Annotated in this window: 18 protein-coding genes and 1 riboswitch; of the genes, 17 read left to right on the top strand and 1 reads right to left on the bottom strand. The window is 44.6% G+C overall.

From position 1 onward, the window contains the following. Positions 1–79: 79 nt before the first annotated feature. From J7623_RS21220 to J7623_RS21210, 3 genes are all read left to right on the top strand, one after another. Positions 80–685, top strand: coding sequence for a CGNR zinc finger domain-containing protein (locus J7623_RS21220; protein ID WP_291924150.1), 606 nt, complete (start codon positions 80–82; stop codon positions 683–685). Continuing rightward, complete coding sequence (locus J7623_RS21215; protein ID WP_291924148.1) at positions 682–1,578, top strand: EamA family transporter; 897 nt, start codon at positions 682–684, stop codon at positions 1,576–1,578. The genes J7623_RS21220 and J7623_RS21215 overlap by 4 nt, the downstream gene beginning before the upstream one ends. Before the next feature lie 121 nt (positions 1,579–1,699). After that, complete coding sequence (locus J7623_RS21210) at positions 1,700–3,883, top strand: bifunctional alpha,alpha-trehalose-phosphate synthase (UDP-forming)/trehalose-phosphatase (protein ID WP_291924146.1); 2,184 nt, start codon at positions 1,700–1,702, stop codon at positions 3,881–3,883. A gap of 109 nt (positions 3,884–3,992) precedes the next feature. Here J7623_RS21210 and J7623_RS21205 read toward each other — a convergent pair whose 3' ends face one another. Then, positions 3,993–5,774: a glycoside hydrolase family 15 protein gene (locus tag J7623_RS21205; protein WP_291924144.1), complete on the bottom strand. Its 1,782-nt coding sequence runs from the start codon at positions 5,772–5,774 to the stop codon at positions 3,993–3,995. Between the two features lie 169 nt (positions 5,775–5,943). Here J7623_RS21205 and glk point away from each other — a divergent pair, with 169 nt between their 5' ends. The 14 genes from glk (at position 5,944) to J7623_RS21135 (ending at position 16,242) form a co-directional block, all read left to right on the top strand. Continuing rightward, on the top strand, positions 5,944–6,999 hold the full coding sequence (gene glk / locus J7623_RS21200) for a glucokinase (RefSeq protein ID WP_291924141.1): 1,056 nt from the start codon (positions 5,944–5,946) through the stop codon (positions 6,997–6,999). A gap of 11 nt (positions 7,000–7,010) precedes the next feature. Next, positions 7,011–7,082: riboswitch (Fluoride riboswitch) on the top strand. A gap of 43 nt (positions 7,083–7,125) precedes the next feature. Beyond that, the gene (locus J7623_RS21195) at positions 7,126–8,412 is read left to right on the top strand and encodes a voltage-gated chloride channel family protein (protein WP_291924139.1); all 1,287 of its coding nucleotides are present in this window, start codon (positions 7,126–7,128) and stop codon (positions 8,410–8,412) included. Between the two features lie 50 nt (positions 8,413–8,462). Further along, positions 8,463–8,921: a VOC family protein gene (locus J7623_RS21190; RefSeq protein WP_291924137.1), complete on the top strand. Its 459-nt coding sequence runs from the start codon at positions 8,463–8,465 to the stop codon at positions 8,919–8,921. A 66-nt stretch (positions 8,922–8,987) separates the two neighbouring features. Beyond that, on the top strand, positions 8,988–9,407 hold the full coding sequence (locus J7623_RS21185) for a RidA family protein (protein ID WP_291924135.1): 420 nt from the start codon (positions 8,988–8,990) through the stop codon (positions 9,405–9,407). Between the two features lie 722 nt (positions 9,408–10,129). After that, on the top strand, positions 10,130–10,585 hold the full coding sequence (locus tag J7623_RS21180; protein WP_291924132.1) for a hypothetical protein: 456 nt from the start codon (positions 10,130–10,132) through the stop codon (positions 10,583–10,585). 106 nt (positions 10,586–10,691) lie between these two features. Beyond that, positions 10,692–11,840: a hypothetical protein gene (locus J7623_RS21175; RefSeq protein WP_291924131.1), complete on the top strand. Its 1,149-nt coding sequence runs from the start codon at positions 10,692–10,694 to the stop codon at positions 11,838–11,840. Between the two features lie 267 nt (positions 11,841–12,107). Beyond that, positions 12,108–12,818 carry a hypothetical protein gene (locus tag J7623_RS21170; RefSeq protein WP_291924129.1) on the top strand — a complete coding sequence of 237 codons (711 nt, stop codon included), beginning with the start codon at positions 12,108–12,110 and terminating at the stop codon, positions 12,816–12,818. Between the two features lie 2 nt (positions 12,819–12,820). Further along, the gene (locus J7623_RS21165) at positions 12,821–13,258 is read left to right on the top strand and encodes a hypothetical protein (protein ID WP_291924127.1); all 438 of its coding nucleotides are present in this window, start codon (positions 12,821–12,823) and stop codon (positions 13,256–13,258) included. Between the two features lie 226 nt (positions 13,259–13,484). After that, entirely contained in the window at positions 13,485–13,787 is a 303-nt protein-coding gene (locus tag J7623_RS21160) for a hypothetical protein (RefSeq protein ID WP_291924125.1), read from the top strand. Positions 13,788–13,792: 5 nt separating this feature from the next. Further along, positions 13,793–13,942, top strand: coding sequence for a hypothetical protein (locus J7623_RS21155; protein WP_291924123.1), 150 nt, complete (start codon positions 13,793–13,795; stop codon positions 13,940–13,942). Then, positions 13,935–14,516 (top strand): hypothetical protein, encoded by a 582-nt coding sequence (locus tag J7623_RS21150; RefSeq protein WP_291924122.1) that lies wholly within the window; start codon positions 13,935–13,937, stop codon positions 14,514–14,516. Before J7623_RS21155 ends, J7623_RS21150 begins: the two co-directional genes overlap by 8 nt. Next, positions 14,513–14,962 carry a hypothetical protein gene (locus J7623_RS21145; protein WP_291924119.1) on the top strand — a complete coding sequence of 150 codons (450 nt, stop codon included), beginning with the start codon at positions 14,513–14,515 and terminating at the stop codon, positions 14,960–14,962. The genes J7623_RS21150 and J7623_RS21145 overlap by 4 nt, the downstream gene beginning before the upstream one ends. Then, positions 14,959–15,660, top strand: a complete 702-nt coding sequence (locus J7623_RS21140; RefSeq protein WP_291924117.1) for a hypothetical protein — start codon at positions 14,959–14,961, stop codon at positions 15,658–15,660. Before J7623_RS21145 ends, J7623_RS21140 begins: the two co-directional genes overlap by 4 nt. Positions 15,661–15,828: 168 nt before the next feature. Further along, positions 15,829–16,242 carry a hypothetical protein gene (locus J7623_RS21135; RefSeq protein WP_291924115.1) on the top strand — a complete coding sequence of 138 codons (414 nt, stop codon included), beginning with the start codon at positions 15,829–15,831 and terminating at the stop codon, positions 16,240–16,242. Positions 16,243–17,195 lie beyond the last annotated feature (953 nt).

The following is a 17,195-nucleotide window of genomic DNA, read 5'->3' as shown; positions in this document are numbered from 1 at the left end:
TTTATTAACCAGTAAAATAAGTTTTACCGGTTAATGAATAGGTTATACCTTTGTTGGGTAAGACTAAAAACGAGGAGATATGTCTGTTTCCAAATCGATTTCTACGCTTCGGTTCGACGGTGGCATCCTGTGCCTGGATTTCGTCAATACGATTGATAACCGTAAAAAAGTAAGCACCAGCGACTACCTGGCTACGTTCAAAGATTTGTTGCTTTGGTATAGCCGGACAGGCGCCTTATCTCCCAAAATTATTCATACGCTGGAAAGGCTGGCCAAAGATTATCCGCAAAAGGCAGCCATTGTTTTTGAAAAGAGTCTGACACTACGGGAATTGCTGCATCGTTTATTCGTGGCCGTGATAGCCGGCAAATCCCCGGCCCCCGCAGACCTGATGCAGTTCAACAGCTACATCGGGGAAGCTTACGCCAATATCGAACTGACGGCGGCGGGAAAATTGCAGTTTAACGCTCCGGTACTGGAACAGGTGTATTGGTGGCTGGTGAAATCGGCCGTGGAATTATATACCGCCGGAAAGCCGGCACAGATAAAGGAATGCCCCGCCTGCGGATGGCTGTTCCTGGATAAGAGCCGTAACGGCTCCCGTAAATGGTGTAGCATGAGTACTTGTGGAGATGTAGACAAAGTAACCCGCAACTATCAACGTACTAAAAGAAAGAAACCATGAGCCAACGAAGCAGTCTGTCTTCCAAACTGATCTTTTGTCTTTTAGCGGTATACATCATCTGGGGATCCACCTACCTCGGTATGAAGATCGCCACTAAGGTGGTGCCGCCTTTTTTCCTGTCGTCACTGCGCTTCCTGGCAGCGGGAAGCCTGCTGCTGATCTTCGCCTACTGGCGGGAACGTACGTGGCCTGACCGCCGGCAGTTGCTGGCTGCTTGCGGGATCGGTATCGCCCTGATTGGCATTGGAAATACCACCGTGGCGTTAGCCGTACACTATATGCCTTCTGGCCTGGTAGCGCTGATGGTAGCTGCCATGCCCGCCTGGATCATGGGAATGGACTGGGCTTTTTTCAGTAAACAACGTCCATCCGGGTTAACGCTGGTAGGTATTGCCATCGGCTTTGCAGGGCTGTTTCTCTTGTTTAATCCTTTTGCACAACATGAGGCCCGCACCTTTCCCTTATGGCCGGTGATAGTAGTAGTGGCCGGTAATATTTGCTGGGCTATAGGTACCTTATTGGTACCGCGTCTCCCGATGCCTGCGCAAATCACCAGCACCGCCATACAAATGCTGGCGGGAGGTATTTTCTCTTTTGCGATAAGCCTTGTATTGGAACCCGGTGCCATTCATACTTTGTCAGCCATGCCCACAGAAGGCTGGCAGGCCTATGTATACCTGGTGCTCATAGGGTCACTGGTGGGATATACTTCTTATAGCTGGTTGTCGAAAAACGCGCCGCCAGGACTTACTGCTACTTATGCCTATGTTAACCCTATAGTAGCTTTACTACTCGGTTGGGCTATCGGGAATGAAGCCATTACGCCCATGGTAGGGCTTTCCGCTGCTGTGGTTATCGGCGGGGTGGTGATGATGACCCTGGGCCGCCGGTAGACCCGTTATAGTCAAATTGTATTTATTTATATGTGTTGGTGCCAGTCTTTTGGGTGCATTTTTTGTTCCACAGTGCTACTTCAACTGAATGTAATTAGCTAATAGATTATACAAACTGACTATGCGAAAGACTATTATTGTATCGAACAGGCTCCCCGTAAAGATCACAGAAACAAACGGTGAATACACCCTACAACCCAGTGAAGGAGGACTGGCAACAGGCCTTGGATCTATTTACAGAGAAGGAAACAACATCTGGATAGGATGGCCCGGACAGGAAATCGCGGACCCTAAGGAACAGGATAACATGACGAAGCAATTACGTAAAATGAACCTGATGCCCGTATTCCTGACACAAGATGAGATTAACAACTTCTATGAGGGCTTTTCCAATGAAACACTGTGGCCGGTTTTCCACTATATGGCGGTATATGCCCACTATGAACAAACACATTGGGATGCTTATTACCAGGTAAATAAAAAATTCAGAGATATTATTATGAAGGTAGCCGCACCTGGCGACATTATCTGGGTGCACGACTACCAGCTATTACTACTACCGGGAATGATACGGATAGAAATGCCGGAGATCTCCATCGGCTTCTTTCAACACATCCCATTTCCTTCTTATGAATTATTTCGCCTGATACCCTGGCGCACAGAAATCCTGGAGGGTATGCTGGGCGCAGATCTCATGGGCTTCCATACTTTTGACGACACCCGGCATTTCCTGAATGCCGCCAGCAGGTTGCTCCCTGTTAACACGTCCGCGAATGTTGTTTCTTATAACGACCGGGCCATCGTAGTGGAAACATTTCCAATGGGTATCGACTTTCATAAATACGCTGAAATGGGTAAAGAACCTGAGGTGCAGAGGCAATTGCAACAGCTCAGGGAAAACTTCCAGGAAGATCGCCTCATACTTTCCATTGACCGTCTTGACTATAGCAAAGGTATCCTGCAAAGGCTCGAAGCCTTCGAATTATTACTGCAACTGCATCCCGAGTATATCGGTAAAGTGGTGTTGTACATGATTGTAGTGCCATCCCGCGATACCGTTGCTCAATATAAAGAGCTGCGTGACCAGATAGACAAGTACGTAGGCAATGTGAATGCCCGCTTCCGGACACTTGCCTGGCATCCTATTCAATATTTCTATCGTTCTTTTCCTATTGAAACATTATCCGCCCTGTATAATTTCGCGGACATCTGTCTCGTTACGCCCATGCGCGACGGCATGAACCTCGTCAGCAAAGAATATGTGGCAAGTCGTAATAACAACGATGGTGTGTTGATCCTGAGTGAGATGGCGGGTGCGTCTAAAGAATTAATAGACGCCATCATCGTGAATCCCAATAATATAGGCGCTATTACCCGGGCCATAGTAGACGCTCTTAATATGCCGACGGCCGAGCAACAGCGGCGCATGAAACAAATGCGCTCCGTGGTGGCGAAGTTCAATATTCATCACTGGGTGAAGTTGTTTATGGCACGGCTGGATGAGGTGAATGAAATGCAACAGAACATGCTGGCCCGCCGTGTAAACCAGGAAACCGCAGTGTTAATCAGGCAGCAGTATTATAATGCCCGCAAACGTATCATCTTCCTCGACTACGATGGTACCCTGGTTGGCTTTCAGCCCAATATAGATATGGCTTCGCCGGATCCGGACCTGTACCAGCTGCTGCGCGAGTTGTCCGGTATACCAGGCAATGACCTCGTGATGATCAGCGGCAGAAACCATGAAACGCTGGGGGAGTGGTTCGGCCACCTGAAGCTGGACCTGATTGCAGAACATGGCGCATGGCAAAAGACCAAAGAAGGAGAGTGGTACCAACTTCCGGGCTTAACGGATCAATGGAAAAAGGAATTACTCCCTATCATGGAACTGGCCACTGATCGTACGCCTGGTTCATTTATAGAAGAGAAAAGCTATTCCCTGGTATGGCATTACCGGAAAGTAGAATCCGGCCTGGGCGAATTGCGCGCCAATGAATTAATGAATACACTTCGCTACTATACCGTAGAAAAAGGATTACAGGTATTGCCCGGTGATAAAGTGATTGAAGTGAAAAATGTAGAGATCAACAAAGGTAAGGCTGCCCTTAGTTGGCTCAATCATAAGAAATATGATTTCATTATGGCTATGGGGGATGATGTAACAGATGAAGACATCTTTAAAGCCTTACCCGCCAAAGCCATTACTATCAAGGTGGGAAGCCAGGTATCGGCAGCACAGTATTATTTAAGAAGTTATCATGAGGTACGGCATTTGTTGCGGACACTGCGCAACAGGGAAGCCTGAAATAGGTTTTAGCCATTAGGTTTTAGCTTTTAGCAAAATGCAGCGAAGAACATTATATATATTAATCTTCGCTGCATTTTGCTAAAAGCTAAAACCTAATGGCTAAAACCTAAAGGAATATTGGTACATCCAGTTTCATGGCAATCCGGTAAGCGGCATTCATCAAACCCACATGGCTATACGCTTGCGGGAAATTACCCCACTGGCTGCCGGTTTCGGCTTCCACATCTTCACTGAAAAGCAGTAAGTGATTGGAGTACTGGAGCAGCTTTGCAAATTCCCGTTGTGCGTCATCCAGCCGTCCTACGCACGCGAGCGCTTCAACATACCAGAACGCACATACAAGAAACGTGGTTTTGGGTTTCCCGAAATCATCGGAATGACGATAACGGTAAAACAGACCTTCAGGTGTTTTGAGTTCTTTCTCCAATGCTACCAGGTGATCACGGGCACGTTCAGAGGTCGGATCCAGGTAGTTCATCATAATAAGTTGTAACGTGCTGGCATCCAGGTGTTGACTGCCTGCTGCATTGGTATATACTTTCCTTACCGGGTCGTAACAGCTTTCAATATGTGCGGCCGCCCGGTTTTTGAGGGCCACGGCTCGTTCCAGCAAGGCATTGTTACCAATGGTGCGCGCCATCTTTTCGGCGGCGGCACAACCCGCCCATTGGAAAAGATTCGTATAGCAGTGAATGTTAGCCATATTCCGGAACTCCCAGATACCTGCATCTTTTTCATCAATGGTTTTCTCAATTTTCTTCAACAGCAGTTCTATCCATCGGTCGGAGTCTTTCCGCTCAGAGAAAATAAAACGATGGTCGGTATATAAAGGCAGCATCGAGATAAGTACCTGTCCATATATATCGTTCTGAATATGTTCGTATGCCTGGTTGCCTATACGTACCGGTTGATTCCCCAGGTACCCATCCAGGTGCGGAAGCACCGTTTCAGACAATGTTTTCTGGCCGGTAATACCGTATAATGGCTGGTAGCGGAAGTCGCCCGAAAAAGAGATATCTGTAATATATCCGAAGTAGCGCTCCATTTCTTCAAAGTGGCCAATGTGATTCAGCGCCGTGATTACATAATAGGTATCACGCATCCAGCAATAGCGATAGTCCCAGTTACGGCCACTATCGGGGAACTCCGGCAAACTGGTGGTGCTGGCGGCGATAATGGCGCCGGTGTCTTCATACTGGTGAATTTTCAGGGTTAAGGCGGCCCGGATTACATAAGGCTGAAAGTAATTGGCAATGGAGGAATGTTTGATCCATGTGCGCCAGTAGGCAATGGTTTCACGGAGAAACCGCTCAGCAGTGCTTGCCAGTGGTGCTTCCAATGGATGTCCGTAGGTGAGAATGAGATAGCGGGTATCATTGAGTACAAAGAATTCTTCATCAAAAAGATAGCTCACAGCAATATTTGTGGTAAGCCGGAGGTTTTCATCACAGCCGCCAAATTCAATGTGGCTGCTGCCGCGAAGGCGTCTTAGCTTCTCTGCACCATAGTCGCATACGGGTGTACATTTTACGCGGATACGGGGAGAGCCTTCCAGGGGTTCTATTTTACGGATCAGCATCAATGGCTTGAAGAAGCGTTCGTATTGCAGAAAGCGGGGCGCAAAATCTGTAATGCGGTAACTACCTTCCGTAGTGCTGATTTCTGTACAAAGTACATTGGTATTTTCGAGGTAGTATTGATGCGTAGCATAATCCGCTGCAGGTAATATCGAGAATTCACCTCCTTTTTTTTTGTCAAGCAGTCCGCCGAAAACAAAGGAGCTATCCATGCGGGGCCAGCAGAGCCAGTCGATATTTGTATTCTTGTTTACATGCGCCAGGAACGCGCAGTTGCCAATAATGCCTGTCTGATACGTATGTCTTTCCATAAAACCGTTAATTTTTTTGAATTACACTTTTTACCTGAAATTGTTCATGCCGGAACAAAAGCTATTCCAATAATGCCAGGTGGGGAGACGGGTCTACATTTATTAACAAAACATATCATGCTGCAATCTTAATGGAAACCCTTATTTTTAAGTATAAAGTTCCACAGCGATGCAAACAATGAAAAAGCAGCATTATCTGCCTCAATTTATAGCACCACCGCAAACAGGGGATACCCAAACTTATTTATTAGCCGGTGACCTGGGAGGTACCAAAACAAACCTTGCACTGTTTAGCAGCGCTGAGGGGCAATTGGATATGATCCGGGAGCATAAGTATGCATCGCGCGATTATGCTAATTTTTCGGAGATCATCCAGCACTTTATCAGTGAAAGCAATGACACGCCACCGCAGCGTATATGCATTGGCGTAGCCGGACCAGTAGTAAAGGGGAAAGTGGAACTGACTAATTTATCACGTGAACTGAGTGAAGATGAAATCCGTCAGACTACCGGTATACAACAGGTAGCCCTGATCAACGACCTGGAAGCCACGGCTTATGGACTGGCTACTTTATCGCCTCAACAGCTAACCACGTTACACCGGGGGGCTGCCGAACATACGGGTAACATGGCCATCATTGCGCCTGGAACGGGTTTGGGTATGGCCGGGTTGTATTGGGATGGCAGGTATCATCATCCATTTCCTACAGAAGGAGGCCATACCGATTTTGCACCCAGAACCGACCTGGATATTCTGTTGCTGCGTTATCTGCAGGAGAAATATGATATTGTAAGTTGGGAACGATTGATCAGCGGCCCGGGGATATATGATATTTACGAGTTTTTGAGAGATATAAAAGGGATGGAAGAACCTACTGCACTGCGTGCCGCGATGAATGCCGGGGATCCTTCAGCCGAAATCAGTAAGGCAGCTATTAGTGATAAGATACCAGTTTGTGTGAAAACGATGGACTTGTTTGTGCGTTATCTTGCCAGGGAATCCTGTAACCTGGTATTAAAAATGAAGGCCACCGGGGGCCTGTTCCTGGGAGGTGGGATTCCTCCTAAAATAGCAGTGCTGTTGGAAACGGGCGAGTTCTATCATCACTATATGCAAGGCGATCGTATGGCGGAGTTGCTGGCTAGTGTACCTATTCATATTGTCAATAATGATAAGTCGGCCTTATGGGGCGCAGCATTTTTTGCTGGATTATTAAAAGATTAATATTACTTTTACCGGTAACAGGAAATGGTGTCTTCCTGATCCCAACCGTCAGCCATAGGCTGTCTGATGGCGCCTACAAATATTAGCATGGTAGCTGCTGCCATATCACATTGCTATTTGTAGGATATGAATAAACTGAAAAATTCGCTGGAACAATTGACGGTAGCTTATCAGCTACTGCGCTGGACTGTATTGGTAATACCGGTAGCCATCATTGTGGGCTCACTGGTCGCCTTGTTTTTGTGGTTACTGGACCTGGTAACGCATATACGTTGGGAACACGAGTGGTTATTATTTGCATTGCCACTGGCAGGCGTACTTATTTATTGGTTATACCGGATTGGTGGCAAACAGGCCGACAAAGGGAATAACCTGATTATGGAAGAGATCCATCAGCCTGGCGGTGGCGTGCCCGCCCGAATGGCGCCGCTGGTGTTGCTCACGACTATTATTACCCATTTATTTGGTGGTTCTGCCGGGCGGGAAGGAACGGCGGTACAGATCGGTGGCAGCATGGCCGGCCTGATCGGTAAAAAACTGGGACTATCAGCAGCGGATATACGAATTTTACTGATGACAGGAATAGCTGCCGGTTTCGGCGCTGTGTTTGGCACACCACTGACAGGCGCTGTATTTGCGCTGGAAGTGCTGGCTATCGGCGTGATGCGTTATGATGCGCTGGTACCTTGCTTAATTGCCGCCGTTTTTGCAGACATCGTTTGCAGCGCCTGGAACATTCATCACACGCATTATGCTATTCATTATATAGGAGAACCCCTTACCGCTGCTATTCCTTTTATTCACTTGGACCTCTGGCTGTTGGGAAAAGTAATAGTAGCAGGGGCAGCATTTGGACTAAGCAGCGCCCTGTTTTCCAAATTGATGCATCGCATTAAGCATCACGCGAACGCCTATATTAAAATACCCTGGTTAATCCCTGTGGCAGGCGGTGTAGTTATTATATTGTTGAGCTACCTGGCCGAAACCACGGATTACCTGGGTTTAGGCGTCAGCAGTAAATCGCCTGACGGCATCAGTATATTGGCTGCTTTCGACGCCAACAGTAATGTAAACAACTGGAGTTGGCTCTGGAAGCTGGTTTTCACGGCCATCACTTTGGGAATGGGATTTAAAGGGGGAGAAGTGACACCACTTTTTTTCATAGGTGCCACTCTCGGGCATACGCTCGCACTGCTGATGGGAGCCCCGGTTGATCTCTTTGCCGGACTTGGGTTCATTGCTGTTTTTGCCGGCGCCACCAATACACCCATTGCCTGTACCTTGATGGGCATCGAATTGTTTGGCACTAATCACGTATTGTATTTCGCCATCGCGTGCTTTACAGCCTATTATTTCAGCGGACACTCCGGCATCTATGGTGCACAGCGACTGGAGGTCAGGAAGTTGAACTAACAATTTTGTTAGTACAGATTTCTTTACGCCATAGCAGGTACCTTTGACAGATGACAAATATTACAGGCATACATCACATCGCCATACAAGCGAACGATTATAAAGCCACCATACGTTTTTATGAAGGATTGGGGCTACGACAGTTTCATAGTTGGACACTGCCAGAGTTTAATATCGAATATGCAGCGCTGCTCAACATTCCAGGTAGTAATGGTTATATAGAAATATTTGACCGGAACGCTCATATTCCGGCACAGGGACGCCGTGCGTTGCCAGGGGAATCTCCTGTAACTGGTGCGCTACGTCATTTTGCGCTCACCGTGAAAGACGCCACCGTGGCTTATAACGAGGCCATTGCTTTAGGTGCTAAGAGCTGCGTGCCACCGTCGGTATTGCACCTGGGGAAACCACCGCTAACCATTCATAATTCGCTGGTATATGGACCGGATGGCGAAGTCATTGAATTTATTGAACCGCATGGAAACGTGACTGTTATGGGGGATCGATAACATTCTGTATCGGTTTTCCTGTAACAAATTCCTTTTACTTTGCAGGATAAATAAAAAATCAATAGCATGGAAAATGACATCAAAACCCCACAGTTGATTAATCCTGCGGGTTTATACGATCCAACCCCCAATGCATATTCTCACATGGCCGTGGTGCCTGCTGGCCATACATTGGTATATATCTCCGGACAAGGCGGTGAAACCGCTGATGGCCACCTGGTCAACGATTTTCGTACACAGGTTAAACAAGCTTTCGCCAACCTCGCCACGGCGCTGGCGTCACAGGGATTAACCTTCCAGGATGTAGTAAAGCAAACCACGCTGGTAGTAGATCACACTGAAAACAAACTGCATATCCTTGGGGAGGAAACATCGCTGATCTGGACGGATAAAAAGTTCCCGGTAAATACATTGATTCCGGTACCACGTTTAGCCCTTGACGGTATGTTGATAGAAATCGAAATGCTTGCAGTGAAACGTAGCTAATTTTTTTCCGGCGTTCCGGATTGAGATAGTTTTGAACCGTTTGAAATGAGATGAAAAATTCATCCTGTTTCAAACGGTTTTTTTATGCATTTTAAATGGGCTGAGAATGCAACATCCTGTGTATAGTCGGGACTGAACTTTTTTATTCGATTCTCAGCTCGTTCATTTTCAACTGTTTAGACGCCCGAAGAACCAATCCTGGATTAGGCAGCTGAATACTTCGTAATAATATCGAAGCGGCAAGAAACGAAAGATAGTCTCAGTAATAGGGGGCGCAGCATTTTGAAAATACGCGGACGCTCATACGAAATTTTCAATTTGGCGATATAAGGCAGTTACTGAGAGTGAAGTGAGATTTTGGTACAGATTATCAGCTCACTAATAATTCTGAAAATCACCGCCTCGGAGGACCTAAAAGATGAGCAGATTTTTAAACAGCTAGAAAGGCCCGCAGATAACTAAGAACTTTTTTTTAGTCATCTTTTGTGCTCAGGATTATTCCTATAATTTATAGTATATAAAATGCAGAAGGAGAATGTTTTAGATGGTTTTAATGTTCTCTCAGGAGAAGAAGTGCCTTGATAAATTTAAAGTTTATCATATTGATAATATTATTGTTAATTAATATTTTATACATGATAATTTTAAAAAATATTCAACTGATATTTTGTGAAAGTACTAAATTCTTCGTCATTAAGCCACATTAAAGTGTTCTTTGATTTATGAGAGTCAACCGCAAAGTCGCGCCTATGCTGCGTAACTGTATCACATTCCCTATTACCAGTCACCAAAAAATCAGGTCGGCATTTGTTCTCCAACTTGATTGGGGGTATATGTCAGATGCCTATCTTGATTACTATGTGAAAGAAGTGCCCCGTTTTTTTTGGTGGGAAGGATTGGGCATTACGAATGCCCGCGCCTTTAGAAAGTTCCTTACCTACCATGGGATTGAAGCCCAAGCTGTTCACCGCCGTTTTATTTACTTTCCACGCTACAAAATGCCCGGTAGCCAAATCCCTGACCGGTTATTTTTTATTGATGATGGAACAGTAAACATTTATTCCTCGAAGTTTCCGGGAATCTGCGTTAACGTTTCGTTCTACGAATCACGTTTCATGTATCGCAAATTAGTGAAGCATCTAGGTTTTAAAAATTTGGAAGTGCTGGATTGGGTTTAGCTACACTGCCTTACAAATACAGAAATCTGTATTATTTAGAGTCTGTAAATATAGAATTCTGTATAGTAGGGTAGCGCGACTCCCGTAAAGTAAAACGGGAGTATGTTTGCCATCAATTGTGGGAGCATTCATTTCGAATGAACTCATAATGAATTATGTACATGCTGTGGATTGGCTGCAAATCCACGTGAAATGCCCGGTTACTATTCAGGCCATTGATACCTTCAGGTATCATACTGAAAAACTGGATTACCAAACAAGGCAGTTCCGGGAGGTATACGAAATCTCTGTTCTTATGCCTTCCGGCGCCTTTGAAAAATGCGCCTCGCTCGTCTGCAAGCCTCATGCAAGTTTCCTCGGCGGCGATATGGGGTTACTGAAAATTGAAAATAAATTTCTCTATCAAGATAATTTAAAAGGCTTTGTTATAGAGTTGCTCCGGCAATATCATTTAAAATTCCACGCTATTAGCCGGCTCGATCTCGCGTTAGATTTTACCAGCTTTGCTGGTGACCTTAACCCGGCGGATTTCATCCGCGGGTTCCTTAACGGAACATATGTTAAGAAGCACCGTGCAAACTTTGCAATTCTCGGCTCTCATAAAGACAGTACCAACCTTTTTGAATACCTGCGCTTTGGCTCCAAAGTAAGTGAGGTTAATTACTACCTCTATAACAAGTCAGTAGAACTTGACGCCAAGAAAAATAAACCTTGGATAAGGCAAATGTGGCAATCTGCCGGGTTTCCGGCAGATGCGACTGTATGGCGTTTAGAGTTCAGCTTGAAATCAAGTTGTAAAGAACTGGTAGAATATGACTTCGGAGAAGTCACACCTGTAAAGGCTTTGGCGATTTTAGATCCTAATCAAAGTTTCACATTTTATAAGACACTTTTTCATAAACATTTCAGTTTCTATGAATCAGGTAGGGGAGGGCGTAAAGACCGCCTCACACCGGTGCTTCTGTTGGAACTTGACAAGCCTAATACGGTATTAATGAGGCTTACAGAAAAGGCAGAGTCATCGCGTATGGATAAGATATTTATTAAGCGGTGGGAAGCTGAAAACCACACTGCTAAAAGGATTGATAAGAATTATTTTATCTATGGGGCACGTATGCTCATGGAGTTTCTAATAAAGCGGGATTTGGTTACATGGTATTTACAGCATTTCCCAGGTGGATCAGCTGAACTTTCCATACTGGGGCGAAGAGCGGGACTGATTAATGAAACTTATGAACAAGCAACGATTTTCTAAGATGAGAATAACAATAAAGCTACTGACCTATAAAGACTATCAGCGTTTATTCGCTGTATGTGAAAAGACTGCAAAGCGAATGATAGCAGGGGATAGGAAGGAAATTAAAATTAAGCGCATTACACAATATCACCTCCATATATTGTATGGTGTTCCACTGGATGTAATAGAGGGGCAAAATAAGGCTAAAAAGGGGTCAGAAAGGGTATAGGCCGGGCATTAGTGCTGGTTGTGAATAGTTTCTTTGCTGTAAATCATATTTATAACATGAAACTATTATCAAATTTTACCGGTGCTGCAAAAGATGATATTTATCTTCAGAGTTCCGCACATGGAATCGGGATTTCGTTGGCTGATACAGCCCCAATTGATCTATCTAAAATTACTCTTAAGGTGGATTTTTTTTCCAAAAATCGCGGCAGCAAAGAAATTTATCCGCGCATGTCGCTCGCGACAATGTTGGAAATGAATACGTTTGAAGAAGGCTTCTATTTGCGTGACGAGAAACTTGTAAAAGGCTTGGTTAAATTGAGTCCTGATGGCTCGCTGCATTTGGAGGAGGGGGAATATATCCGCATAGCATTTGATAACGCCAATGCTACAACAGTAACGAACATCAGTTCTATCGATGCACCCATTCTGTCCAGCACCTACAAAGCAATTTCCGCCGTCACTATTACAGGTCAAACAAAAGACCTCAATGTTGCTGATAGCGTAATGCTGCATTTGCCTATTTCCAAAATCGATGAAATAGATATTGTGTATCCAACAAAAACAACCAAGTACACAGGCGCAGAACTGGAATTTTTAGCGCGCGCCATTAACGATCTCGTGTGCGTTAACAGCACCGGAAGCGACGTTGTTGCAGGCTATGATAACTACATTTCGTTAAGCTGCTTTGATGCGCTTAAAGTGGCAATCACCCCAAAGGATTATAACGCCTTCGTGATTTACACTGAAAAACACAAAAACTTTTAAGCATGTCTTTTTTAGGGAATCTTTTCAAACGTAAGCCCGGCGGTACCTTCATGGGAAATCTGCTGCGGAAAACTGCTAATACTGTTGCCGGTGCAATCCCTTTTGTGGGAGGGATCGCGAGTAAAATCGTAGGTCAAGGAGCAATGATGATTTCACAGGAGGAGGCGGATAAACGTGATTTATCTGATGCTGACTATATGACAAAATACGGACAGCAGAAAGACGGCCGCCCGATACCTGTTTTCAATCCAGCAGGCCAAACACTTCTTGCTACTGCTGCGGGCGGTGCTGTTGCTGGTGCAAATGCCGCTGTTAGCGGTTTGGAGGCACAAAAAGCCGCAGAGAATGCAGGTGTATGGCAATACCTTAAATGGCTTCCTGTAGCGGGTTTAGCCTTATTAATCTACAAAGTTTATAACAACAAAAAACGTCATAGATAATGCAAAAAATAAAAGAGTTTCTGACAACGACACCCGGTAAGGTGGCCGCAGGTTTAGCAGCTGTTCTCGTGGCTGTATTCATTTGGAAAAAAACGTCTAAAAGAAGGTAGTTATGGCTTACGGAAGGTATACAAATAGCAACTATAGCCGTGGATGGTCGAATAGATGGTCGAATAATCGACCATCATTCGACGGAGGCAAACAGCGAAAAAAAAGCGGCTGTAAAATGCGTACAGGTTGGACCAGCAGACGAACCGGTGAAAGGGTAGACGATAACCTTATCAGCGGCTGGAATAAGTCCCGCACACGTGGGTTTATCTCATTCGTTGCGATTCCCCGGAAGGAACGCGAAACTGCAAATCCAGTATATGAACATTGGGTGGTTAGTGTCCAGTTCAGCACAGGGAAAAAAACTTTTACAGGATTTTACAACACTAATCGCCGATTGTTAACTATTCCTGATCTCGCAATGGTGGCCAATCCGGGTGCACCTAACGGTGGGTATTTTGGTACATATAGAAAAAAATAAACAAGATGAAAAGTTTACTAAAAGCATTGAAATACGCCGGGGTTGTAATTATCATTTTAGAGGCAGTAAAAACTGTGGTCACAAAGGTTTCGGAAGATTACCCGGAACTGTTGGGATCCTCTAAACCTTCAAAACCTTCAGCTGATGTTGAGTAATTATGAATTAAGCCTTATCCTATCCATTGAGCAGCGCCTGGCTTTTCCGGCGCTGTCTCTTGTCCGGTCGATTGCATTTGAAACAGGTGGTACTTTTAGTCCGTCGATAAAGAACAAGAATAGTGGGGCAACCGGGCTAATTCAGTTCCTTGAATCAACTGCTGAAAAGCTGGAGAAAGGGTTGTATAAACGCCTTCCTTCAATGTCAATAGCGGAACAGCTGGTGTATGTAGAAAAGTATTTTTTGCAGTGGCAAAAGGTTTTTAAGGAGAAGCCCAAAGAGGCATTTGATGTATACGCACTGATGCTCCATCCGCCATTGTATAATAAGCCCGACAGTACTGTATTTGGTTCCTCCGGGAGCAAAATTTATGAGGGAAATAAAGGATTCGATACTGATAAAAGCGGCGTAATTACTAAAGGTGAGATAAAAAAGAAGTGGGAAGCTGCCACTGGTAAGCTGTTGAATAGTTCAAAGATTCCCATTACAACGGTAAAAACAAACAGCTTTATAGCTATGTCAATAGCTATTTTTCTGTGTGCTATGTATTACGTTTTAAAAATGCCACGATGAATAAAAAGCAAGGGTTTGAAAGCTGGAAAAAGTATCTGCTGGTTGGAGGGGCTGTATACGTCATATACAAGGTATTTGCTGGCATCCGGTCTGCTGGCAATGCTGTTAGCAGTATTGCAGAGATGGAAGCTATAGCTAAACAAAGCAACGTTAGTTCGGAGCGTATAGCGGTATGCAAAGATGTAGCTGAAAAATGCGAAAAAGCAATTTGGAATTATCATCCAATGTTTGGCGTTATACCGATTATGGATTACAGCATTGGGGAAGATGAGGGCGCCGTAATTCAGAACCTCAACCGTTTAAATACAGTGCAAGAAGCTGCATTAACAAGCCAGTTTTATGCACAAAAGGCCCGTGGCCATAGCCTTTTAGCGGATGTGCGAAAATACCTGAATGCTGATGAACAGGCCCAAATTAACACCACCGTAATAAACTCAATTTCATGATGCAGAATTACGTATTTACTGACAGCTTTTTTAAGCATATTAAAGCGCCTGCATATAAGCTGGAATTGACCACTCCAAATGTTATTAGCCGGGCTGTTATCCCTCCATTAGAGAAAATAAAATTTCAGTTTGTAGGCGAACCGGGTGTGTGGAGATCAGCTGTAGAAATCGGAGCTGTAATTGATAGCCGTAATGTAACGGACATCCCGTATCCCGGAAACAACGCTAGTGCTTCATTGTGGCTAAAGATTCCGGCATCTTTGCCGAATGTTCTTGCCGTTAAAGGAATGATTATCCCAGAACGACTAAGTAATACGGTTACCTCATGGGATGTGATGGGTATGAATGGGAATATGCACGAGATTGAGGACTTTGAGGACTTGGGTAATGGATATGTTCAAGTCATTCATTCATCGCGATACTCACATGGAAATGAAGGTGAAAGTCATGCAAATGATGTGAGGTTCGGAGTAGTATTTTCTACCCCGGAATTACCTGCAGGTGTTTCGGAGGTTGATAATTTCAAATACACTGTTGACTACCAGCACGTGCTATTAATGCCGAACAATGGAGATATAATTGATTCATTGAAAACCCTTAACTGGCAGGCATCTTGGGACTATAGTATCTTGCATAAACCGGCAGGTACTTACGCGGTTGTGAAAGATTGTCAATATATTTTGTTACGATGTTTGTAAAATATTTATATTTGCCGCGTACAACAACTAGTTAAATATCTCACCGAAGCGCCCAGCCCCGGACAGAATTTCTCATGCATAAAAGTTCTGGGGTTTGGCACGAGGTGAAAGTCCTTAACACATGGTGCTTCGGTACTACGTTGTTGTACGGTGACCAAACCCCATTTTATGGCTCGTAAGTTTAAGGCAAAACTTGTATTGTTCAAAGCATTGAGGCGGAAAAAGATACTGGAAACAGCGGCTACCGCTGTTAGTCTGCCTTTGATTTTTGATTCTCCACTTTCCCCGCATATAGTCGAATCTACGCTGTTTTTTATCTCACTATATCCAACATTGGAACACTATGCCAATACTGGCAAAATCAAGCGTTTCAATATTTCTCGCGACCCTAAAAAGGTTGTCTATTTCTCAGACATATTTCCGAAGGAATCAGTGAACGAAATGGTATTCAGTTTCATGGAGGCATTCTGTGCTACACCTGCATTTGGTGATTTAACCGTGGATCAAAATACTGAAATGGTAGCGTTTGAGTATGGACTGCGCAAGCTGGCAATGGGCTTAACGGATAAGAACTATAGATAAGCCCGTAAATATAGGCCCCCATTGTTTGGAAACCCCCGCCGGGGATGGGGTCAAGGGGAAGTGGCGCGGCGGCAGCGCCCTTCCCTTGAAATGAGCGGGTTGCTCTAAGGAAAGGAAATACCGAAGCACTATGTATTGGTATGTGGCGAAAGGCCGCGGGGATTGCTTTCCAGCAGTCCCCAATATTTTAAGCCTATAAATATCACCTATATGAGTCAAAAAAGTGATCCAAAATTAAGTGAACTAAAGATGTACAATCAACTATTATCATCTGGTCATACAACCTTTAAGGAGGCTGTTAGCTGCGCCTGTGGGTGGAGTACTGCAACTTACTATAGAAAAGTACGGTCAGGTGATTTGAGTGCAGCGGAATCGAAAGCCGTCAGGACTTCATTTTTCGAGGTGCTGGACATGATAAATCGGGTTGCAAAGAAACAGGGTTCATAAAATCAGCCTGATAGGGCATAGGGTTAATTTAAGCTGGTAATCTTACCGGCTTTTTTTGTGCGTTTGAAAAAATACCATACATTGGCAGCGATATTTTAATTAGTTGCTCTTTGATTTTTGGTTAAACAAGCGCTGTACAAACTCAATTCTTTACACCCCAGGTGCACAGCCCAGCATGACCCTCTAAAACAGCGGCCGAAAAATCAGATTTTTTCAACTCCCTAATTTTTAATAAAAAATACTTGAAACTTTCTGATAATATTGTGTCCACATTTTTCCTATAATTTATATTATGTTAAATAAAAAATTATCATTTCAAGACATAAAATTCTTTAGTCTACTCCACTTTAGCCGCCCCTGATTCAACGCTGCGACACCATTTAGCCAGGCGATTTTCGTATCGAATGATACTACCCAGCTCAAACTAACACGCCCTTCACGCGCCTAGATTCGCAAAAAACATTTTTAAACCGGATCATGCGTGAATAAATAATACTGTCGGTGAA

The organism is Chitinophaga sp. (assembly GCF_017745275.1).
GTDB lineage: Bacteria > Bacteroidota > Bacteroidia > Chitinophagales > Chitinophagaceae > Chitinophaga.
Note: the sequence above shows the minus strand (reverse complement) of the source record. Positions and strands in the feature narration are given on the sequence as shown.